This window comes from Alloalcanivorax xenomutans (assembly GCF_900217905.1).
GTDB classification, from domain to species: Bacteria; Pseudomonadota; Gammaproteobacteria; order Pseudomonadales; family Alcanivoracaceae; genus Alloalcanivorax; species Alloalcanivorax xenomutans.
In genome coordinates this window covers 18,179-38,457 of record NZ_OBMO01000024.1, presented here as the reverse complement: position 1 = coordinate 38,457, position 20,279 = coordinate 18,179, and the positions used below count along the sequence as shown (strand labels likewise).

At 60.2% G+C, this 20,279-nt stretch carries 28 protein-coding genes; 19 read left to right on the top strand and 9 right to left on the bottom strand.

Translation table 11 applies throughout. The features are described 5' to 3' along the window. The first annotated feature begins 2 nt into the window (after window positions 1-2). On the top strand, window positions 3-353 hold the full coding sequence (locus CRO06_RS17250) for a VOC family protein (RefSeq protein ID WP_097058972.1): 351 nt from the start codon (window positions 3-5) through the stop codon (window positions 351-353). 12 nt (window positions 354-365) lie between these two features. Here CRO06_RS17250 and CRO06_RS17245 read toward each other — a convergent pair whose 3' ends face one another. Continuing rightward, window positions 366-2,183: a hypothetical protein gene (locus CRO06_RS17245; RefSeq protein WP_097058971.1), complete on the bottom strand. Its 1,818-nt coding sequence runs from the start codon at window positions 2,181-2,183 to the stop codon at window positions 366-368. 224 nt (window positions 2,184-2,407) lie between these two features. Then, a complete protein-coding gene (locus CRO06_RS17240; protein WP_097058970.1) occupies window positions 2,408-2,854 on the bottom strand; it encodes a putative quinol monooxygenase in 447 nt (148 codons plus the stop codon). A gap of 126 nt (window positions 2,855-2,980) precedes the next feature. Here CRO06_RS17240 and CRO06_RS17235 point away from each other — a divergent pair, with 126 nt between their 5' ends. The 3 genes from CRO06_RS17235 to CRO06_RS17225 all read left to right on the top strand — a co-directional run bounded on the left by CRO06_RS17235 (window position 2,981) and on the right by CRO06_RS17225 (window position 5,386). Next, a complete protein-coding gene (locus tag CRO06_RS17235; protein WP_097058969.1) occupies window positions 2,981-3,850 on the top strand; it encodes an AraC family transcriptional regulator in 870 nt (289 codons plus the stop codon). Window positions 3,851-4,022: 172 nt separating this feature from the next. Next, on the top strand, window positions 4,023-4,916 hold the full coding sequence (locus CRO06_RS17230; RefSeq protein WP_244902855.1) for an acyl-CoA desaturase: 894 nt from the start codon (window positions 4,023-4,025) through the stop codon (window positions 4,914-4,916). A 59-nt stretch (window positions 4,917-4,975) separates the two neighbouring features. Beyond that, window positions 4,976-5,386 carry a VOC family protein gene (locus tag CRO06_RS17225; protein WP_097058968.1) on the top strand — a complete coding sequence of 137 codons (411 nt, stop codon included), beginning with the start codon at window positions 4,976-4,978 and terminating at the stop codon, window positions 5,384-5,386. Here CRO06_RS17225 and CRO06_RS17220 read toward each other — a convergent pair. Beyond that, window positions 5,383-5,745: a helix-turn-helix domain-containing protein gene (locus tag CRO06_RS17220; protein WP_097058967.1), complete on the bottom strand. Its 363-nt coding sequence runs from the start codon at window positions 5,743-5,745 to the stop codon at window positions 5,383-5,385. The genes CRO06_RS17225 and CRO06_RS17220 overlap by 4 nt on opposite strands. A gap of 263 nt (window positions 5,746-6,008) precedes the next feature. Here CRO06_RS17220 and CRO06_RS17215 point away from each other — a divergent pair, with 263 nt between their 5' ends. Together CRO06_RS17215 and CRO06_RS17210 are read left to right on the top strand one after the other, a co-directional pair. Further along, a complete protein-coding gene (locus CRO06_RS17215; RefSeq protein ID WP_097058966.1) occupies window positions 6,009-6,266 on the top strand; it encodes a hypothetical protein in 258 nt (85 codons plus the stop codon). 110 nt (window positions 6,267-6,376) lie between these two features. After that, window positions 6,377-6,718, top strand: coding sequence for a hypothetical protein (locus tag CRO06_RS17210; RefSeq protein WP_097058965.1), 342 nt, complete (start codon window positions 6,377-6,379; stop codon window positions 6,716-6,718). Between the two features lie 32 nt (window positions 6,719-6,750). On the opposite strand, the gene CRO06_RS17205 is transcribed toward CRO06_RS17210, so the two are convergent. Continuing rightward, window positions 6,751-7,755 (bottom strand): AraC family transcriptional regulator, encoded by a 1,005-nt coding sequence (locus CRO06_RS17205; protein WP_097058964.1) that lies wholly within the window; start codon window positions 7,753-7,755, stop codon window positions 6,751-6,753. 85 nt (window positions 7,756-7,840) lie between these two features. On the opposite strand from CRO06_RS17205, the gene CRO06_RS17200 reads away from it, so the two are divergent. The 10 genes from CRO06_RS17200 (at window position 7,841) to CRO06_RS17155 (ending at window position 14,611) form a co-directional block, all read left to right on the top strand. Then, on the top strand, window positions 7,841-9,043 hold the full coding sequence (locus CRO06_RS17200; protein ID WP_097058963.1) for an MFS transporter: 1,203 nt from the start codon (window positions 7,841-7,843) through the stop codon (window positions 9,041-9,043). A gap of 52 nt (window positions 9,044-9,095) precedes the next feature. After that, window positions 9,096-9,296, top strand: a complete 201-nt coding sequence (locus tag CRO06_RS20245; protein ID WP_051414422.1) for a DUF2695 domain-containing protein — start codon at window positions 9,096-9,098, stop codon at window positions 9,294-9,296. Window positions 9,297-9,372: 76 nt separating this feature from the next. Further along, window positions 9,373-10,032 (top strand): alpha/beta hydrolase, encoded by a 660-nt coding sequence (locus CRO06_RS17190; protein WP_097058962.1) that lies wholly within the window; start codon window positions 9,373-9,375, stop codon window positions 10,030-10,032. 197 nt (window positions 10,033-10,229) lie between these two features. After that, window positions 10,230-11,006, top strand: a complete 777-nt coding sequence (locus CRO06_RS17185; protein WP_097058961.1) for a nucleotidyltransferase domain-containing protein — start codon at window positions 10,230-10,232, stop codon at window positions 11,004-11,006. A gap of 46 nt (window positions 11,007-11,052) precedes the next feature. Next, a complete protein-coding gene (locus CRO06_RS17180) occupies window positions 11,053-11,685 on the top strand; it encodes an immunity protein Imm33 domain-containing protein (RefSeq protein WP_022995411.1) in 633 nt (210 codons plus the stop codon). Beyond that, the gene (locus tag CRO06_RS20100) at window positions 11,682-12,077 is read left to right on the top strand and encodes a hypothetical protein (protein ID WP_179746632.1); all 396 of its coding nucleotides are present in this window, start codon (window positions 11,682-11,684) and stop codon (window positions 12,075-12,077) included. Before CRO06_RS17180 ends, CRO06_RS20100 begins: the two co-directional genes overlap by 4 nt. 38 nt (window positions 12,078-12,115) lie before the next feature. Beyond that, entirely contained in the window at window positions 12,116-12,745 is a 630-nt protein-coding gene (locus CRO06_RS17170) for an SDR family oxidoreductase (RefSeq protein ID WP_097058959.1), read from the top strand. Between the two features lie 22 nt (window positions 12,746-12,767). Next, window positions 12,768-13,400, top strand: coding sequence for a LysE family translocator (locus CRO06_RS17165; RefSeq protein ID WP_097058958.1), 633 nt, complete (start codon window positions 12,768-12,770; stop codon window positions 13,398-13,400). Between the two features lie 21 nt (window positions 13,401-13,421). Beyond that, window positions 13,422-14,039, top strand: coding sequence for a glutathione S-transferase family protein (locus CRO06_RS17160; RefSeq protein WP_097058957.1), 618 nt, complete (start codon window positions 13,422-13,424; stop codon window positions 14,037-14,039). Window positions 14,040-14,134: 95 nt separating this feature from the next. After that, a complete protein-coding gene (locus CRO06_RS17155; RefSeq protein ID WP_063141816.1) occupies window positions 14,135-14,611 on the top strand; it encodes an anthrone oxygenase family protein in 477 nt (158 codons plus the stop codon). 16 nt (window positions 14,612-14,627) lie between these two features. Here CRO06_RS17155 and CRO06_RS17150 read toward each other — a convergent pair whose 3' ends face one another. From CRO06_RS17150 to CRO06_RS17135, 4 genes are all read right to left on the bottom strand, one after another. Further along, on the bottom strand, window positions 14,628-15,005 hold the full coding sequence (locus CRO06_RS17150) for a DUF427 domain-containing protein (RefSeq protein WP_022995417.1): 378 nt from the start codon (window positions 15,003-15,005) through the stop codon (window positions 14,628-14,630). Between the two features lie 27 nt (window positions 15,006-15,032). Further along, a complete protein-coding gene (locus CRO06_RS17145) occupies window positions 15,033-15,413 on the bottom strand; it encodes a ribbon-helix-helix domain-containing protein (protein ID WP_022995418.1) in 381 nt (126 codons plus the stop codon). 56 nt (window positions 15,414-15,469) lie between these two features. Further along, on the bottom strand, window positions 15,470-16,039 hold the full coding sequence (locus CRO06_RS17140) for a DJ-1/PfpI family protein (protein ID WP_055099065.1): 570 nt from the start codon (window positions 16,037-16,039) through the stop codon (window positions 15,470-15,472). A 66-nt stretch (window positions 16,040-16,105) separates the two neighbouring features. Further along, the gene (locus tag CRO06_RS17135) at window positions 16,106-17,269 is read right to left on the bottom strand and encodes an aromatic ring-hydroxylating oxygenase subunit alpha (RefSeq protein ID WP_097058997.1); all 1,164 of its coding nucleotides are present in this window, start codon (window positions 17,267-17,269) and stop codon (window positions 16,106-16,108) included. Window positions 17,270-17,505: 236 nt separating this feature from the next. On the opposite strand from CRO06_RS17135, the gene CRO06_RS17130 reads away from it, so the two are divergent. The 3 genes from CRO06_RS17130 (at window position 17,506) to CRO06_RS17120 (ending at window position 19,429) form a co-directional block, all read left to right on the top strand. Further along, on the top strand, window positions 17,506-17,901 hold the full coding sequence (locus CRO06_RS17130; protein ID WP_097058956.1) for a hypothetical protein: 396 nt from the start codon (window positions 17,506-17,508) through the stop codon (window positions 17,899-17,901). Window positions 17,902-18,019: 118 nt separating this feature from the next. Further along, window positions 18,020-19,000 (top strand): aldo/keto reductase, encoded by a 981-nt coding sequence (locus CRO06_RS17125; RefSeq protein WP_097058955.1) that lies wholly within the window; start codon window positions 18,020-18,022, stop codon window positions 18,998-19,000. A gap of 171 nt (window positions 19,001-19,171) precedes the next feature. After that, on the top strand, window positions 19,172-19,429 hold the full coding sequence (locus CRO06_RS17120; protein WP_143247751.1) for a hypothetical protein: 258 nt from the start codon (window positions 19,172-19,174) through the stop codon (window positions 19,427-19,429). 1 nt (window position 19,430) lies between these two features. Here CRO06_RS17120 and CRO06_RS17115 read toward each other — a convergent pair whose 3' ends face one another. Then, entirely contained in the window at window positions 19,431-20,222 is a 792-nt protein-coding gene (locus CRO06_RS17115) for a sulfite exporter TauE/SafE family protein (RefSeq protein WP_055099069.1), read from the bottom strand. Window positions 20,223-20,279: the final 57 nt, after the last annotated feature.

Here is a 20,279-nt window from a genome sequence, read left to right as displayed (position 1 = left end):
CTATGGAAGTCAAACGCATAATGGCCAACATCGAGACATCGGATCCCGAGAAGGCCGCGTTCTTTTATGGCGAACTACTGGGTCTTGACCTGTTGATGGATCATGGCTGGCTGCGGACCCATGGCTCGGCCGAGACCATGCGGGTTCAGGTCAGTTTTGCCTCGGAGGGCGGTTCGGGGACCCCGGTGCCTGATCTCTCCATCGAGGTTGATGATGTCGAGGCGGCGCTGGCGCGCTTCAAGGCAGCGGAGATCCCGGTGGAGTATGGCCCTGTCAGCGAACCCTGGGGAGTGCGGCGGTTCTATGTCCGTGATCCTTTTGGGAAGCTGATCAACATTCTCCAACATGAGTGATGGCGGGGCCGGCTACTCCAGTGGGGCCGGCTCCTCCAAATCCAGATTCACCTGATACTCCACGACCTTCTTGTCGCCTCGATACCAGATCTCAAACACCTCCGGCAGGCCGTTGTAGTAGGTGACGTCAACACCGGGGCCTTCGGTTCTTGGATAGTGAAGGTCCGTGACCTTGCTCAGATAGCGCTGGTCGGCGCTCTTGGCGAAAAACAGATAGGTCTTCTCGAAGCGGTCGTTGGTGCTTTCGGGCTTAAAGTCGGCATGGTCGATAACGATCATATTATCCACAATGCGAACGCCATCGGGCAGGCTGTTCTTCTTGTAGCCTTTCTTGGTCAGATTCGGCGTGGTCACCACGGGCACGGTGGCGGAGAGGCGCACCGGTTTTTCCGGAAAGCGATCCGGGTTGTACTCGATGCGGCTAACCATGAACTGGTAATAATCCGGGTTGTCGGTGGGTACGTCGATGGGAGCGCCATCGGCATTGAAAAAGACAATCTGCCCGGGTGCCGGGTTGTCATAGCGATCGAACGCATCAACGAAGCGATCGCTTTGTACTCGCGGGTAGTAGAGCTTTACCTTGGCGCTGTACTTCCGGTCCGCCGACACTTCATTTTGCCGGATACCGATCTCTTTCTTCATCTCCTCAGCGGTGAGATCGACCTTTTCCTTAATCGAGTAATTATAGACCGGGTGGAAAGTGGGGATGCGCTCCAGCTGATCCAGATCCACGCTCCGCGCCGGCTGACGCCTGGCCAGGTTGCGGATGGGCAAGTCGAGCTTCCGCTTGAAAGGGGCTTGCTTCGCGTCCCTGACAGGCAGGGTGATGCGGGCGATTTTCACGGAACCGCTGAAGAAGAAATGCTTGTGGAATCTGCCCCCATGCTTGTCATTCAATTCGCTCTGCATGTCATCGAAACGCTGATCTATCTGAGCCTCCGTCAGCGTGCCGTCAAGAGCCTGATCTATCAGATCATCGACGATAAGGTCGGAAACTTCATAGAGTTCAGGGCGTCCGGCGCGAGTACCGGTGCGAGAGAGGTAGCGCCCGGTTTTGTCGAGCGCTTCGCCGATCATGTCCTTGCTGTCCAACGTCAGGGGGGCTCCGTCGGCGGAGGACACTTCGACGGCGTAAGAGAAGTCATTGGCTTCCACCAGGGTCACCGTATATCCGTCTTTGGATTGGGGCTGGTCGATGTTTGACGGGTTGAAATCAAACTGGACGAGTTTTTGGGGAAGCCGAGCCGAGAACTCTCCGACCAATGACACGGGAGCCGGATCGTCGGGATCAAGGGACTTGCGATAGCAAAACGCGTTCCGGGCGCCGCTGTATTCTATTTCGGCATTGCGTGAAATACCCGAAACATGGCTGGGTAACGCCGTGGTCTCGCCATTGTCCAGACGGATGGCGCTCCAGGTCAACTGGTGCTGGAAAGGGTAAGTGAACGGTTGACGTGGCCAAATACAGCTTCTGTCCCGGTAGGTGGTGCCGGCGATCTGGTTGGCCAGGAACACTTCCGTCAATTCATCAATGCTGGAATAGTCGTCCAGACGGGTGAGTTTGGCGCGCGTATAAGCGGTATTTCGTGGCGGTACCTGGAAGTCCAGTTCCATCCCATCGGTAAACATGGCGTCGTATACCAGATTGGCGAGGGACTTCTGGACGGCCTTGTCCTTAACGGATTCCAATCGGGTGAGCCTGGCGTCCTTCTTTTCCAGCATCGCATCCGTCAGCGCCTGAATGTCCGGGGATTCGTCACTGGGGATCAGCAGGAAAGTGAAAATGGCGGCTACTGTTGAAATAGAAAGTACGATGAGGGCTTTCTTCATGATGGGATCGGGACTCCTGTCAAACCGGCTCCTGTGTACTGTTCCGTCCCCCCTGGTCGATGCCCGTGAACCACGGAAGATGGAGGAACGGGAAGCGCATGGCGCGGCATTGTCGCATAAACGGGAAGCGGACGCAGGCCAGCTGAAGTGAAGTTCGGTCAGGCGGGGGAGAGTACGCCGCCGCAAGCACGCGGCCGTCGGCGGCGGTTTTTTGGCGGCAGGCCTTAACCTCGGGCAAACACTTCCTTGCCCATTAGTACATCCAACCTGTGGACATGGGCGGGGTAGGCGAGTATCGCATTCATCCGCTCGACATCCCGAAAGATATCGCCGCCGCCCCCTTCCACGTGCGCCCGCCGACCGGCCAGATCCGGAAACACCTCGAAGATGCCGAATGTGGTTTTCGAATATCGTACCGCGTACCAGGGGCCGGTGGCGGGCTCCTCCCGCACACAGCCGAGAATATCTTCAAGCATGCGGATAACCTGATCTTCCTTGCCGGGTAGGGCCTCGATGTGAATATAGAAGGCCTTCGGCCCTTCCTCGCCATCCTGCCCCGAAACACGGACACCACGATGAGGGTGTTCACCATGCGACTGCGCGGTTTCGGGGGTGGGTCCAGGTGCGGTAGGGGTTGTAGTGGGGACTGATCTTGTTTCGTCTGTCATCATTCACCTCCATTGCGGAGGCTTCACGATAGAACGGTGCGGTTCCCCGATGATGCCTGAACCTCGCGCTCTTTTGCCTGATTGTCCATTTCGCTTTACGTGGTCGAAGCCGGTGGGCAAGAATAAATCATGTCTGATGCTCTGCGTGACGCGGTCCTGCGTTATACCCAAAAGTACGCCGCTACGGATGGTGTCGCCGCCACTCCGGTGCCTGGCTTGTTCCTGGTGTGTGGTACCTCGCCTGGTGAACTGGAACACGCTATCGCCAGCCCGCTGGTGTGTTTGGTGCTGCAAGGGCGTAAACGAGTCACCATCGGCGACAGGGATTTCACCTTCGCCGCCGGCGACTCGATGATCGTTACCGCCAATGTGCCAACCGTGAGCCGGATTAGTGAGGCGGCCATCACCGCCCCGTATCTGGCGATCGCCCTGGACCTGGACCCGGCGGTGATTACCGATCTGGATGTGGCCATGAGCACGGAAAGTTCGTCCCAGGAGCTTGTGGGTATGAACATCGACGAAGAATTCGGGGATGCGCTGTTCCGACTGATACGGCTATTGGAGCGGCCACGGTCGCTGGCCGTTCTGCACAAGCAACTGATCAGAGAGATACATTACTGGTTGCTGCTTGGTGGCCAGGGGCGGGCGATCCGCCGCCTGGGTTTGCCGGACAGCCAGGTGCGGCGCATTGCCCGTGCCGTGGCCATACTGCGGAGGGAGTATACGCGGCCGTTGCCGGTTGAACGCCTGGCGGCGGCGGCGGGTATGAGCCGGTCTGCTTTCCATAAGCATTTTCGCACGGTCACCTCGCTGTCACCGTTGCAGTTCCAGAAGCAGTTGCGACTGATCGAAGCCCGGCGATTGATGTTATCGAAGGGAAAGACCTCGAGCAGGGTGGCATTCGAGGTCGGCTACGCCAGTGTGTCTCAATTTACCCGGGAGTACGCGCGCATGTACGGGCGTCCGCCGGTCCGGGACCGTAACACCTCGGTAACCTAGGCTGATAAGCACCGGTGTTCACCCCATCGGCACGGCGTTTGTGGCGGCAACGGGATCCGATTAGGATGAAAATCCAAGCCTTCCACGGCCACGCTCAGAGTGCAGTATGGATACTCACACTCATACACCGAGAATCCTGGCGTCTCCGGGCACGAGTCCAGTCTTGGGCCGGGTGTATTGGGCGCCGGTCAAGTCGCTGTGGTATCTGGCGCATGTGTCGATAGCGATTGTCGCCGGTTATCTGACGTTTTCGCTGTCGTCTTTCCTTGTCTTTATCGGCTCCACGGCGATCACCTTGTGCCTTGGGCATTCCTTGGGGATGCACCGCCGGCTGATCCATAACGCCTATGAATGTCCGCTCTGGTTGGAATACATCTTCGTGCATTTAGGCGTACTGGTTGGCATGGCCGGCCCGCTGGGGATGATGCATCAGCATGATCTGCGTGATTGGGCGCAACGACAGACGGACTGCCACCCTTATCTACGGCATGGACCAGGGTTCTGGAAAGATGGCTGGTGGCAACTCCATTGCGATCTGGTGCTGGAACAGCCGCCGGAGTTCCGGGCGGAGCCGCGCGTTGCTGGTGACCGGGTCCTCATCTTCATGGAACGCACCTGGATGTGGCAGCAGCTTCCCTGGGCGGTATTGCTGTTCTGGCTGGGGGGATTGCCCTGGGTGGTCTGGGGGATCTCCGCGCGGATCGCCGTTTCGGTGACCGGGCATTGGTTGGTTGGGTATTTCGCCCATAACCGTGGAGAGCGGGACTGGCACGTTGATGGGGCGGCGGTTCAGGGATTCAACATTCCCGCCGCGGCTTATCTGACCATGGGCGAGAGCTGGCACAACAATCATCATGCTTATCCCGGCTCGGCATTGCTGGGCTTGCATGAGAATCAACCGGACCCGGGGTGGTGGGTGTTGACGCGCCTGCATGATCTCGGGCTGGTGTGGTCGATCCGGTTGCCGGAGAACCTGCCTCAACGGTCGGAGCTCAAGGCGTTGCCGGGGGCTGAGGGCAAGGAAACATCCCACCGGACGTTCAGGGGGGGGCGTTGGTCGCCCTGATGCCTGAGAGGCCGGATGCGTTGAAACGGCGTGGCGCGCGCCGGGCAGGAGTGGCAGCCATGAAAGTAGTGGTCAATATCGATGTGCCGGAACTCGGTCGGGCGATCGAGTTTTACTGCGCGGCTCTGGGACTCAGGCACAGCCGTACCCTGGATAACGACGTGGCGGAACTGACCGGGGCATCCTCGGTGATCTATCTTTTGCAAAAGCCTTCCGGCTCAAAGGCGGCGGAGACATTGCTGGAGCCGCGCTGTTATGCCAGACACTGGACGCCGGTCCACATCGACTTCGTGGTCGATGATATTGAGCAGGCCGCCGGCCGGGCCCTTCGCGCCGGGGCGGTTCGCGAAAGTGAAGGTACTGAATGGCGGGCCTCGAAGTGCATTACGTTCTCGGATCCCTTCGGGCACGGGTTCTGTCTCATTGAATTCGCCGGAGAGACATACAGCGATACCGCCGCTCCGGACTAGGTCGAGTCGGCCTCGCCGCCGCCGTTGGCGCCCCGGCGTTGGGCCAACTGGTTGCGAGCGAAGGACAACACTTCCCTGAGTACCGGTTCCGGGGCTTCCTTGGCGATGGCAACCAGAGCCTCGCGCATCTGACTTTCCGTTTCCACCGAAGGAAACAGAAAGAACTCCTGTAACTCCACGCCCAGTACCTCGGCCATCGTCACCAGAGTGTCGAGGGAAGGAAAGTATTTGCCTGTTTCCAGCCGCGAGATGTGGCGGCCATCCACACCAACCCCTTCCGCGAGATCATTCTGGGTCAGATGCCGGGCTCGGCGTAACGTGCTGATGCGCTGGCCGATGAGTTGTTTGGGGTTCTTCATGGTTGCTCCTCTCCTGCCGGGCAGTTCAGCAGATAGCGGAGCCTTCAAGAACGACGTTATATGGTGTTTATTGTAATTTTTATGATGTTGAATGTCCTATTTATCCATGTAGAATGTAGATAAATGAAAAAATATAGGCATATAGCGCCTATTTGGGTGCTTTTTGAAGGCTGTTCCCGTGCGCCGGTTACCCGCCCTCGGCTGACGCTTGGTGGACCTGCCGGTCAGAGCGACCGGGACACGGGGGGATAGGGCATGTTGAAATGGAAATGGCCGTGAGTAATGGTGGGATGGCATTGGCGGCGTTCTTGATCGGCGTCGTGTTGGTGGTATCGGGCTATATTCTGCTCTGGAGCATGGAATGGCTGGAGGACCTTTACCTGATACGTCGGGAAAGCCGCTCTCAAACGCCATTGGCGGGAAGGGACGACGCACCAACTGTCCCGCCGGAAGACACCGCCGTGGTTGAGGGCGGGAGCGAAGTCGCGGATAAAGCGGAAAGCAAGGTCACCGATGGATGACATGAATCAGAGAGCCTTTCATGGGCTGTGGGAACGGACACTAGCAGCTTCCTCCATGTGGAACTGAGAGGCTGGTTTTATTTTCATGACCCAATTGGAAAGGTGACGTTATGGGCCTGTGGTGGCGTCCAGGCAAGGTGGTACTCCGGGAAAGCCGTGATCAGAGCGGCTACCGCTATCTTGCCGCTGAATTTCAGGACAACGGCGACCTGGTCTTCGTGGGACAGGATCTGGGAGCCGGGGTGAATGAGGCCTTCGGTTGCCTGGAATACGAATGGCTGTGGACCATAAAAGCTGTGGACGTGCCCAAGCTGAGGGCGGCGCTGCAAAGCCGGCGCCCGGTTCTGGCGGCGCTCAAGCGGCGTTTCAGTGGCGAGGAGGCGATGCGTCTGTACGCGTTTCTCAGTGCCAGTGGTGTGCCGTTTGAAACCTATAGCCGGATCGGCGACTGAGGCCCAGGCCGCGCTGGTATCGCGATCCTCTTTCAATAATCCTTGGACCGGAACGCGCTGGCGGCTCGATAACCGCCGGGGGAATGGCCGGTGGCGCGTTTGAAGGCGCGGCTGAAAGCGGCTTGGGAACCGTATCCGAGTCGCTGCGCGACATCCTCCACCGGCAGACGTTCACGAGCCAGCCACTGACTGGCAAGGCGCATACGCAGTTCGGTGACGTAGCGCAGCGGCGTGATGCCGGTCACCGCAAGGAAGCGTTCGGCGAACACCGAGCGGGATACGCCCATCTCCCGCGCCATGGATTCCACCGTCCAATGCCGGCCAGGTTCCCGATGCAGTGCGGCGATCACTCCGCCCAGGCGTGGGTCGCGCAATGCTTCCACCCAGCCGCTGGCATCTCCGCAGCCGCATTCCACCCAGCTTCGTATGATGGCGGCGGCGACCACTTCCGCCAGCCGGGTGAGGATGCTGGCGAAGCCCGCCCGCTGCCCGCAGACCTCCTGTTCCATGGCTTCCAGAATGGGGAGCAATTCCGACTGCCGGTCCGCTTGAGGGTCCACCCGCATGACCGCTGGCATCAGTGATACCAGGGGATGCAGGGAACCCAAATCCAGCTCCATGCAGCCACTGAAGATCAAGGTGTCCTGGCTGCGGCAGGTGTCCGGGTCGCAGGACTGCACGTCATTGACGGCATCGCAGAGGGCAGCGGCGTCAAAGCCGGTGATATGGCGGCACGGCAGCGCCGGTTCGGAGAGCAGGGCGTGGGGGGCATCGCGGGGCATCAACACCGCGGCGCCGTGGTTCAATTCATTCAAAACACCGTCTTCGCCACGCAAATAGGCTTGCCCCCGCGCCACGAAGTGGAAATGGGCCCGGGGCGTGCCACCCTCGCCAAAGCGCACGCCGAACGGTGGCGTCAGCCTCAAACGATGGTAGCGCAGGCCTCGCAGTCGCATTCCCGCTAGCAATTCGCTGATCAGATCAGCGTTGGAGGAACGGGACAGATCAGATTGAGGTTCGGACGATTGATCAAGCATGAGCGACTATATGGCATGGATCGTCTGGTTTGTCCACTCTATTCTGGCCCCCTTCGTGATGCCATCTGAGAAAGAAGGGAGACCCATGAACAAGTCTGATACTGCGCGGGAGAACACGAGCGCTCCGGTGACCGCCGCCTGGGGAGCGGTGATTTCCCTGACCCTGGGAGTGTTCGGGCTGGTCACCGCCGAATTCCTGCCCGCCAGTCTGCTGACGCCGATGGCGGCGGACCTGGCGGTCAGTGAAGGTCTGGCGGGCCAGGCGGTGTCCATCACCGCGGTGCTGGCGATGATAACCGGTCTGTTTATCGCTTCGGTCACCCGGCGGATTGATCGGCGCCATGTGTTGGTCGGCTTTTCCGTGCTGCTGGTGGTGTCGAATCTGCTGGTGGCCTATGCGCCTAATCTGATTGTGCTGCTACTGGGACGGGTGTTTCTTGGTATCGGTATCGGTGGCTTCTGGGCCATGTCCGCGGCCACGGTAATGCGGCTGGTGCCGGAAGTGCTGGTGCCACGGGCGTTGTCGCTGTTGTTCAGCGGCGTGTCGGCGGCTACGGTGTTCGCGGCGCCACTGGGCAGCTATCTGGGTGATCAGATCGGCTGGCGGAATGTGTTTCTGCTGGCCTCCTTGCTGGGGATCCTGGCGTTGCTGGTGCAGCTCGCCACCCTGCCACGCATGGCGCCCAATGGTCACACCCGTCTGCGTACCATGTTCGAGGTGATGATGCGGCCGCGCATGGGGTTCGGCATGTTGGCCTCCTTGTTGGTGTTCACCGGCCACTTTGCCTTGTTTACCTACGTCCGCCCCTTCCTGGAAAACGTCACCGGGGTGGCGGTGTCCGGCATTTCAGCCATTTTGCTCGGTTTCGGCGTGGCCAATTTCATTGGGACTTTCCTGGGCGGCGCGCTGGTGGAACGTAACATGCGACTGACACTGGCGGTGATGCCGCTGGTGATGGGCGTGGCCGGTCTGAGTCTGGCCATGCTCACCGGTACGCCAGTGAGCGATGCCATTCTGGTGGCGTTGTGGGGCATGGCTTTCGGTGCCGTCCCGGTGGCCTGGTCCACCTGGATCACCCGTACCGTGCCTGACGAGGCGGAAAGCGGTGGTGGGCTGATGGTGGTGGCGATTCAGTTCGCCATCGCATTGGGGGCCGCCGCCGGCGGCGCGGTGTTCAACGTCAGTGGCGCCACTGGTGTGTTCGCCATAAGTGGTCTGGTATTGATCTTCGCCGGGCTGCTGGTGTCCGTGGGGCTGCGTACTGAACCGTTGCCGGCGAAAGCCTGATTCCCGGAGTCAGCGGCGGGCCGGCCGGGATGACAGGGGCGGCCCGCCGGATGTGATAATTGCAGAGGATGCCCCGCCTTGTGATCATTTCCTGACCCGGACACGAGTGTTTCTGAATCAACAGGGCCTGGCACCGGAGCTTGTGGTGCCCTGGCTGAATGAACACGGCGGCTATTGTGTTTGTGAAGTGCCGGGCAATGTCCACGATGAGGTGGGCGACCTCATCGGCTGGCACTTGGGCGAGGAGTACTGAGGGTAAGGCGGAGTGCACGGATGATCGTGTTAGACTCCCGCCATTATCAGTCTGTCAGCCGGAATTCCCTGTTCTAATGAGCGCATCTGCTTCCCGACGTGAAACCCGTTATCTGCAAGGCCCGGCGGGGCGTCTTCGCCTGACGCTTGATCATCCCGATGAGCTGCCCCGTGGTGTGGTGCTGGTGGGCCATCCGCAGCCGTTGCTGGGCGGTTCCCCCCGCCATCCGGTGCCGCATGCCCTGGCGAGGGTTCTGCGCGACGCCGGCTGGCTGGTGGTAAGACCGAGTTTTCGTGGTGTTGATGACTCGGAAGGGGAGCACGGTGCCGGTGAAGGGGAAGAGCAGGATACCCTCTTGATGATCACGGCCTTGCGTGAGGAGTATCCGCGGCTTCCCTTGGCGCTGGTGGGCTTTTCCTTCGGCGCCTATGTGTTTGCGCGGGCCGCCACCAGACTGGAGCCCCGGCAGCCGGTGGATGGGCTGGTGTTGATGGGATTGCCGGTGGGACAGGTCCCGGATGGCCGCTATTACCAGCCGCAGCCCATCCCCGATAATGCACTTTTGCTGCATGGCGAAAACGACGAACGGGCGCCGTTGACGGACCTGCTGCAATGGGTCCGCCCGCAACAACGGCCGGTGGTGGTGTTCGCCGGTACCGACCATTTCTTCAAGGGCTGTCTGCCTCGCGCCGCCGCCATGGTGGTCGAACACCTTGCCGCGATTGCCGTCCGCTGATCCCGCCGATCCATCAAGGAACGTAAAAAGTAGCCGAAACGGCATACGGGTACACTCAGGATGGTCGCGGTCACGAGCATACTGGTGAACCCGCTTGCCCGGCGCTGACAGGGTTGCATGTCATGCTCCATTGTTGTGATGGTGGTGGTAAGGGCGAACCGGCGATGACCAACCGGAGGAAGAGGTAAAACCGGACTATGATTGATGAGGCAGTAAGAGAAGAAATCATGCGCCGCATTCGCGACGCGGAGCAGGAGCACGGGGTCCGTGTGCTTTATGCCGTGGAATCCGGCAGCCGGGCCTGGGGGGTTGCCTCCCCGAACAGTGACTATGATGTGCGCTTTATCTATGTGCACCCCCACGACTGGTATCTCAGTGTGGATCTGGAAGACAAGCGCGATGTCATCGAGTACGAAATCGTCGACGACATCGACATCAATGGCTGGGATCTGCGTAAGGCATTGAAACTGTTCTGGAAGTCCAACCCGTCCTTTGTCGAGTGGATGCAGTCCCCCATTGTCTATGTGGACGATCGTACCTTCTCCGAAGGCGTCCGCTCGCTGATGCCGGGTATATACTCGGTGGCGAAGGGCGTGCACCACTACCACAGCATGGCCAAGACCAACTATAAGGGATACCTGAAAGCCCAGTTGGTGCCGTTGAAAAAGTACTTTTACGTGCTCAGGCCGCTGCTTGCGATCCGCTGGCTTGAGACCCATGGCGAGCCCGCCCCCATCGAGTTCGAGCGCCTGCGTGAAACTCTCACGGACGCGCCGGGGGTAAACGATGAGATCAGCAAGCTGTTGGAACGCAAGAAGCGCAGTCAGGAAAAGGAATTCGTGCCGGTGATCCCGACCTTGAACCGGTTTATCGAGAAGGAGCTCTCGCGCCTGGCCAGTTATCAGGAAGACCCCGCCGAACGAACCGAGGACCTGACCGCCTTGAGCCGGTTTTTCCGCTCCTTCCTGAAGTAGCGGATCCACTAAGGAACCATGGGATGACATCAAGGGGCGGAATCTGATGGACAACAGTTGGAGGCTGGGTGATGCCCAGGCGCTGGCGGATCACTATCCCTACACTTTCTACAAGCCGTCGCCGGAAGCCATTGCCCGGCTTCGCATCGGCGATCTGGCCAAGCTGATTTTCGAGTTCGACAGTGACGACCCTCAGGCGCCAGGGGCGGAGCGGATGTGGGTGTTGATCACCGACATCCATGATAATCATCGTTTCAGCGGGAGCCTGGAGAATATCCCTCTCTATATAAAAGACCTGCGAGCCCATGATCCGGTGCGGTTCGAGGCTCGTCACATCATGGGGGTGCAGATTCCTGATCCTGTTTCCAGCCTTGCCGACAAATATCTGCCACGCTGTTTCGTCACCAGAAAAGTGTTGAGCGATGGTGAACCGGTGGGCTTGCTCTACCGGGAGACGCCGGAATCCGAGGATGACAGCGGTTGGCGCATTCTTGCCGGCAACGAGGATCCTGCCTATCTGGATGATCCGGATAATACCGCCTACGTATCCCTAGGCGCGGTGCTGACCGAGGACGACAGCATTATCGGGCTGCTCGACCGGGAAGTGGGTGCGGAATTCGTGCGGGACGGCAACGGCGCCTTTATTGAGCAATCCGAGCCTCCGGTGTCGACGGCGTGAGCTCATTGGTGGCCCGCTATTGTTTGGGAGAAGGGGAGCCGCCCCGCTATCTCGCCGCCATGCACACGGAGGTGTCGTCGGGGGAACTGGTTTTCGCTGGCGGCGGTGAGCCGCGTCATACTCTGAAGTTCTCTGATCAATCCGCATTGTACCGCCATCTACGGCAACTGTTGGCGAGCCGCCTGCCTGTGGCCGCCGGCGGTATGATGCCGGGACCAGTGGATGAGGTTGCGGCCTTGATCGCCGTGGGCTGCTTGGAAGGCCCTTATGTGGAGCTCGCCTGGTCAGGGCCGGGCCAATGGATTCTCCGAGAGCACATCGAAGGCGCTGAGGTCTGGCGCAAGGTTGCGGATTCCGCGGACTGGGTTAATGTGAAACTCCCGTTGAATTGAGAACGCGGAGGGCCGAAGTTCCCGCGAGGAGTAGAGCAATGACGATTCTGGTGGTGGGTGCCAATGGGCAGATCGGACGGCAATTCTGCCAATTGGCGCAAGATGCGGCGGTCCCGTTCCGGGCCATGGTGCGAAGTACGGAACAGCAAGCCTGGTTCCGGGAACGGGGCATGGATACCGTGCTGGCGGATCTGGAAGGGGATCTTGACCATGCCTTCGACGGCTGTGATCAGGTGTTGTTCACCGCCGGCTCCGGGCCGCATACCGGGGCGGACAAGACACTGCTGATCGACCTGCACGGCGCCATGCGCGTGGCCGATCTGGCCAAAAGCAAGGGGCTGTCCCGCTATATCATGGTGAGCGCCCTGCGCGCCGACGATCCGCTGCGGGCGCCGGAGAAGTTACGGCCCTACATGGCGGCGAAAAAAGCGGCGGACGATTACCTGAAGAACCGGGACGTGCCCTACGTTATTCTCAAGCCGGGCCGTCTCACCGACGACGCGGCCACCGGCAGGGTGGCGACCAGCGTGGAGGAGGCCGGCGACAACGTGGTGTCCCGCGCCAATGTGGCGGTGGCCTTGCTGTATCTGGTACGGACCCGGTCTCTGGTGAACCGGGAATTTGGTCTGCTGGACGGGACAAAGACGCCGGAGGAAGCGCTGGTGTAAGGCGCGACCGGGGGACTGAAACATGGTGCCACTGCAGGATCTGATTATTTTCGCCGGTGCGGCGTTGCTGATGGTGCTGACACCGGGCCCCAACATGATCTATCTGATCTCCCGCTCGATTTGTCAGGGGCGGCGGGCTGGTGTGATTTCCCTGCTTGGCGTGATTGCTGGTTTTCTGGTGCATATGCTGGCGGCGGCGCTGGGGCTGACCGCCCTGTTCCTGGCGGTGCCGTTGGCTTATGAACTGTTGAGGTGGGCCGGTGCCGCGTATTTGCTGTGGCTGGCCTGGCAGGCGGTGAGGCCGGGTGCCCGTTCGCCGTTCGAGCCCCGTGATCTGCCGGCGGATTCCGATGGCAGGCTGTTCCTCATGGGGTTTCTGACCAATGTGTTGAACCCGAAAATAGCGGTCTTCTATTTGTCCATTTTCCCTCAGTTCATAGCCGTGGCGCACGGCTCGGTGTTCCTGCAAAGTATCACGCTGGGGCTGACGCAGATTCTGGTCAGTTTTTCCGTCAACCTTGCCATCGCGCTGTCCGCCGCTGGTATTTCCGGCTGGTTCGCCCGTAACCCGCTGTGGCTGGCGTTGCAGCGCTATCTGATGGGCGGCGTGCTGGCGGGTCTGGCGATCCGGCTGTCACTGGAAGAACGTAAATAACGGGAAGGCAAGGAGGACGCCATGATTCTGTACGATGACCCGATATCCGGCAACGGTTACAAGATCCGTTTGCTGCTGGCGTTACTGGGGATTCCCTACCAATACGTGCCCGTGGACATCCTGCGCGGCGAATCCCGTACTCCGGAGTTCCTGGCGAGGAACCCCAACGGGCGCATTCCAGTATTGCAATTGGATGACGGCACTTTCCTGCCGGAGTCCAACGCGGCACTGTTTTATCTTTCGCAGGGTACCGATTACTGGCCCGGGGATAAGGTGGAGCAGGCGCAAGTGATGCAATGGCTGTTCTTCGAGCAGTACAGCCATGAACCGAACATCGCCACCGCCCGCTTCTGGCTGGCGATCAAGGGGCTTGATGAGACGCCGTTCAATCGCCAACTGCTGGAACAGAAACACAAGGCCGGTAATGAGGCGTTGGCGGTGATGGACCGGCACTTGAGCACGCGCACCTTCATGGTTGGTGAACGCTATTCAATTGCCGACATCGCTCTCTATGCCTACACGCACGAGGCTCATGAAGGTGGCTTCGATCTGTCCCTGTATCCGCAAGTTCAGGCCTGGCTGGATCGGGTAAGCGGGCAACCGGGACACGTGACCATCGAGCAGGTTTCAAAGGCGTAGGGCGGGGTATGCCGATTCGATGATGTGGCTTTAATGTCGAAACGGCGAGGATCAACTCGACAACCATAAAACGGGGTCACCACCGAGGGCCTGCCATGAGCGTATTGATTCTCTTCCTGCTGTGCATTGGCGCGGGCATCATCGCCGGCGTCTTCTTCGCGTTCTCTTCCTTCATCATGAAAGCGCTGGCCGGGCAACCACCGGAGCACGGCGCCGATGCCATGCGGCGTATCAATGTCACCGTGCTCAATCCCGGGTTTCTGGGGATCTTCATGGGCTCGGCAATCCTCTCCGTTGCCGCCATCGTGGCGGCCTTCGTGCCCTGGCACGCCGGGCGGTCGCTGTGGATGATCGCCGCCGGGGTCTGTTATCTGCTGGGTACGTTTCTGGTCACCATGTTGTTCAACGTCCCCCGCAATGAGCGCCTGGCGCGAATGACGGATGGTTCGCAGGAGGCCCACCGTTACTGGGCTCTGTACTTGCGTGAGTGGACGTTCTGGAACCATGTGCGGGCTCTGGCGGCGGCTTTGTCGGCCGCCACCGCGGCGATGGCGCTGTGGTTGATGCCCTGACCCTTGGGCGCGAGCCTCAGGCTTCGGGTAGAACCCGGATGTCCTCCACCCGATCCGGATAGAACGCCAGGTATTCCTTGATTTGCGCTACCGCGGGGAAAGGCTTCGGATAACTCCACACGGCGTTCTCTCCTTGCTCTCCGGGCAGACTGAAGTAGCTCGCCTCGCCTTTGTACGGACAGTAGGTTTTCAGTGGTGTCGGCGTCAGCAACGACAGGTCGGTATCGGCGCGGGGAATGTAATACACATCCGGCAGGTCGGCCTCGCTCACCGTCAGTGTCGCGCGGCTGTCGGCGACGATGGCTCCGTCGGCGATCACCACCACGCGCCCTGGTGTGGGATGGATGTCAATCGGATGATCGGGGCCGGGTTGTTTGATCGGGCGGTCGTTCATGAGCATGACTCCCGCAAGACGAACGGGTTAATGGGTGGTTTTGACTGCCCTGCCGCGAGGTGCGCCGCTGACGGGCTCGCGCGCCAGAATGCCTTCCGCGTCCAGGGAGGCGATGGCCACCCGGTTGTCGGCGGGGATGTCGCCACTCAACTGCAGGGCCAGGTAGCGCATGGCGCAGACACGCAGGAAGGACGTGAAATTTCCGAGATCATGGCCGGCGTCGATGGACTCATGATAGAGCCGGGTGATCATCTGCGGCAGGTTCATGCCGTCCCGTTCCGCTACCTCCTCAAGCACGCGCCAGAAGGCGTTTTCAATGCGCACACTGGTGACCATGCCGTCGATGCGGAGGGAATGGGTACGGCTGACCCAGAGTTGCGGGTCGGCGTTGATGAACAGCTTGCACATGATGAGGTCCTTCGGGTGGCCCCGAACCCGTGGCCGGGGCACCCGCACTGGCCCGGTTATTGGTCGAGCAGCTTGAAGAACTGGGCCAGCCAGGCCGGGTGGGCCGGCCAGGCCGGTGCTGTTACCAGATTACCATCGGTTACCGCATCGTCAACGTCGATGCCGGCATAGGTACCTCCGGCCAATTCCACCTCCGGCTGACAAGCCGGGTAGGCGGAGCAGGTGCGGCCTTCCAGCACCCCGGCGGCGGCGAGTAATTGCGCGCCATGGCAGATGGCGGCCACCGGCTTGTCGGTGTCAAAAAAGTGCCGTACCAGATTTTGCACTTCGGTGTTCAGGCGCAGGTATTCCGGCGCCCGGCCACCGGGCACCACAAGCGCGTCGTAACGGGCGGGATCGACACCGTCGAAGTCGGCGTTCAGGGCAAAACGGTGCCCCGGCTTCTCGGTGTAGGTCTGATCCCCTTCGAAATCGTGGATGGCGGTGGCCACGGTATCGCCCGCCTTCTTGTCCGGGCACACCGCATGGACGGTATGTCCGACAGCTTGCAGCGCCTGGAACGGCACCATGGTTTCGTAGTCCTCGGTGAAGTCACCGGTAATCATCAGAATCGTCTTGGCGCCCATGTCGGCCTCCCGCTGTTGTTGGTATGGACTGGGGAAAAGTTAGCAGGGGCCGATGGCTGAGAGGTATTACACCGTTACTACGTGGGGCTGGCGCTGTTCGAGAAGCTGTTGCAACTGCCGGTGAAAGCGCGGGGCGCTGTATTCGAAGGTACCGAACGTCAGCGCTTCATTGGCGCCGCTGGCGAGCCCGCTCTGGATCGACTCCGCCAGATCGTAGTCTTCCGCCAGGGTGCGGCGGTACAAATCCACGTTGGCCTGCCAGTAGCTCCGTGCTTTTTCGCTGTCCGGGGCTTGTGGCAGAAGCGTGGTCTCATGGACCCGGGTGAGGCCGGGAGCCAGGGGTTCGAGGGTACTGAACTGGGTGTGGTCCGGTTGCACCAGGAAGGTGGTGTTGGGAAAGAAATAGTAGATGATGTTGCCGTAGTCCCGTGGCTGGAACCGGTCGCGAGGTGGCGGCGAGGCTGGATCGAAATTGGCCTTGAGCAGGTACAGACGGCGGTTCAGATCGAACTCGTCGACGATCTGAAGGTTGTCGGTGAACATGTGGGCGATGGTGTTGCGGTGGGCAATTTTGAAGTGATACGCCTCGAAGGCGCCGTCCACCAGCAATTTCCAGTTTGCCTTCACCAGGTAGGAACGGGAGGCGAAGCCCTGGGGCTGTGCCAGGTCCTGGGTCTCCAGCTCCGTCATTAAGGGATCGAGGTGTGTGTCGATATCCTGATCGGCCTGATCCGGATCCAGAATCAGCCAGATCATGCCGGCGCGTTCGCTCACCGCCAGCCGGCGCAGGCCCGAGCGTGATCGGTCCAGGCAGGGAAAACCGAAATCCTGCGGCAGCCCCTTGAGGTCGCCGTCCGGTTTGTAGGTCCAGGCGTGATAAGGGCAAACGAAAGCCCGCGCACCATGACCGCGCCCGGCGGGCACCACGCGCGCGCCACGATGACGGCAAACGTTGAGGAAGGCTCGCACCGTACCGTCGGGTTGGCGTACCAGCAACAACGGGGTGTCATAGCAATCCAGGGACAACCAGTCACCAGCCGCCGCCAGCTCGGATGCGGCTGCCACTGGAATCGGGCGGCGAAGAAACAGGTCTCTCTCCTGTTCGAAATGGGGCTCGGACAGATAGCGGGAAACCGGGACCGAACTGGCCTGCTCATTGCCTTCGGGACGCTCTCCGGTCAGGGCGGCGAGCGCGCGGTCATACAGGTCGCACCGGGCACTTTGTTTCATGATTGTTCTTTTGATGAATTTTTCGGTAACAATTTGACTGAGAATGCCGTAGCCCTCCCGCGGAGTCAATCATTCCCATGAACCCCGTCACAGCCAGGCCATGAGTACCCGGGGATACTTGAAGCGGGCTGGCAAATTGATGGGGAGTCGGCCCGTTGTCTACGAATAGACTCCAAGGAAGTCCATACACGACTATCTATACATAACTATCTATACACAAAAAGGAGTGCTTCGATATGGATATTGAAGAAGCCCGGCGGGTTGTCTCAGCCCTGGCCAATGGTGTGCATCCGGTAACCGGTGAAGTTCTGCCGGAAGAGCATTTGTACAATGAACCTGCCGTTATTCGTTCCCTGTTTACGCTGCTGAAAGCTGTGCGGATGCCCAAGCGGGCGCCGCTGAGTCTGGAGGATCGGCAAAAGGAGAACATTAAACTCGGCCGCCCCAGAAATGCCGGGCTGCCGTGGACAGAGACGTTGCGGCAAGAGCTGGCGAGTCAGTTTGGTGATGGCGCGAGCATCGCGGATCTGACCGGCCGATTCGAGCGCACCCGAGGCGCCATTTTGTCCGAATTGCTCCGCCAAGGGCTGATTGAATCGGATCAGCGGCAAGCGGAGATGGAGGCCCGCTAGCGCCAGCGGAGGTGTCTGCTTCCGCGTTTGGGTATACAGTGCGAAAATCGCATTGGCCACGGCCATTTGTCTCTTTCGGAGGACAGCGAATGGCCGTGGCAAAACGGGGAGAGCGGAGATGAAATACACTCGACTGGGCCGTACCGGTCTGAAGGTTTCCCGCCTTTGCCTGGGGTGCATGACCTACGGCATCCCTGACCGTGGCAAACACGCCTGGACGCTGAATGAAGAGCAAAGCCGTCCGCTGATCCGCCAGGCCCTGGAAGCGGGGATCAATTTTCTCGATACCGCCAATGCCTATTCCGACGGCACCTCGGAGGAAATCGTAGGCCGCGCCATTCGTGACTTCGCCCGCCGTGACGAGATCGTGCTGGCCACCAAGGTATTTATGCCGATGTCCGGCGATGCCAATGGCGGCGGCTTGTCCCGTAAGGCGATCATGCGGGAAATCGACAACAGCCTGAGACGCCTGGGTACCGATTATGTGGATTTGTATCAGATCCATCGCTGGGATTATCACACCCCCATCGAGGAAACCCTGGAAGCGCTGCACGATGTGGTGAAAGCCGGCAAGGCTCGCTATATCGGCGCGTCGTCCATGTACGTCTGGCAGTTCGCCAAGGCGGTGTTTACCTCGCGTCAGAACGGCTGGACTGAGTTCGTCAGCATGCAGAACCATTTAAACCTTCTGTACCGGGAGGAAGAGCGGGAGATGCTGCCGTTCTGCGCCGATCAGGGCATCGGTGTGCTGCCGTGGAGCCCGCTGGCACGAGGGCGTTTGGCGCGGGAGCCGGATCAGGACAGCGATCGGCAGCGTACCGACGAATTTGGCAAGGGGCTGTACGTGCAAATGGCGGAAGCGGACCGTCGCGTGATCGAGGCAGTGGGCGAGGTGGCCATCGCCCGCGGCGTACCGCGTGCGCAGGTGGCGTTGGCCTGGCTGCTGCATCAGTCTCCGGTGACCGCGCCGATTGTCGGTGCCAGTAAACCGGCGCAACTGGACGATGCGATCAATGCCTTGTCCCTGGAGCTGTCCGGGGAAGAGATCGCCGCCTTGGAGCAGGCGTACATTCCTCATGATGTGGTGGGATTCAGCTGAGCCTCCGGTAGAAAGGGCTGATCCTTGCCCGTTCATTAAGGAAGGAGGAAAAATGAGATTGGAGAGTCCGATTCTGGATGCCGGAAGGGAAGCCACGCCGGAGGCCATCGAAGAGGTGGTGCGCCGGCTACCGGAAAGCGACGACCCTTTGTCATTGTAAGCGTGGATAGTTTGTCCTACATCCAGGCGGTATGGGCCGAGTCCGGATTTCTGGTGGAGCATCAGGAGGGAGACCTGAGCCGGCACTACCTTTCCGAACGTGATGATCTGAGCGTGTTCGAGTTGATCGATTTGCTCAAAGCCTATGCGCGAAAGGACCCGGATTGGGCGCGCGGCGTCGCCTTCGAGCACATGGTGTTGCCGGAGCCGACGCCGCGGCAGGGCTTCCTGGCGCGGATATTCAGCCGGCTGTTTGGGCGTTCCCATTGAGTCATGGCCACAGACTGACGATCAGCATCAGCAGTAGAAGCAGCAGGTAGGCCCGGGCGTGCAGCCGGTCATTAATCACCGGGATACAGTGTTTCGCGAACAGCATTCCAGCGACGCCGGCGATCACCAGAACACCGAAAATCCTGGTGTTAACGTATCCCAGATATTCCGCGCCAAGCGACTGGTCTTGTCCGAGCCAGGCGTACATCACCGTGCCAACGATAGCCACTGGCATCGATAACGGGTTGGCGGCGCTGACGCAGTACTTCATGTCATAGCCATGCCGGCGTAGCAGTGGAACGGTCATGACACTGCCGCCAACACCCAGTAGTGTGGCGATAGCGCCGATCAGCGCACCGCCCGCCCAGCGGGTTGCCGGGCCTATGCTGCGGGGCGCGGATTTACCCAGGAACCCCTTGCGCAGCAGACCATCCAGCAGCGTTCCCGCCAGATAAAGACTGAACAGTATGCGCAATAGTGAATCTCCGAGAAGATCAGCCAGACCAGCACCCAGCGCGGCGCCCACGCCTATGGGAACAAGGAGCGGGGTGAGGGCTTCGCTATGCAGATGCCCCCGACGCCAATTGGTGTAAGTGGCATAGCCGGCGTTCAGGATCATCACCGCCGTGGACGTGGCCACGGCCACGCGCATACCATTGCCTTCGCCAACGCCGGTGGCGTTGACGAAATGATAGACGAAGGGGACCACCACGAAGCCGCCGCCGAAGCCGAACAGCAAAGTGGTGATGCCGGTGGCGAAGCCCGCCATGGCAATGACGATAAAGTAGTCCATGATAGCTGGGCTCCGTTGCGCCCGGATTATTTTGGAGGTGGCCAGCATACGTCGCCG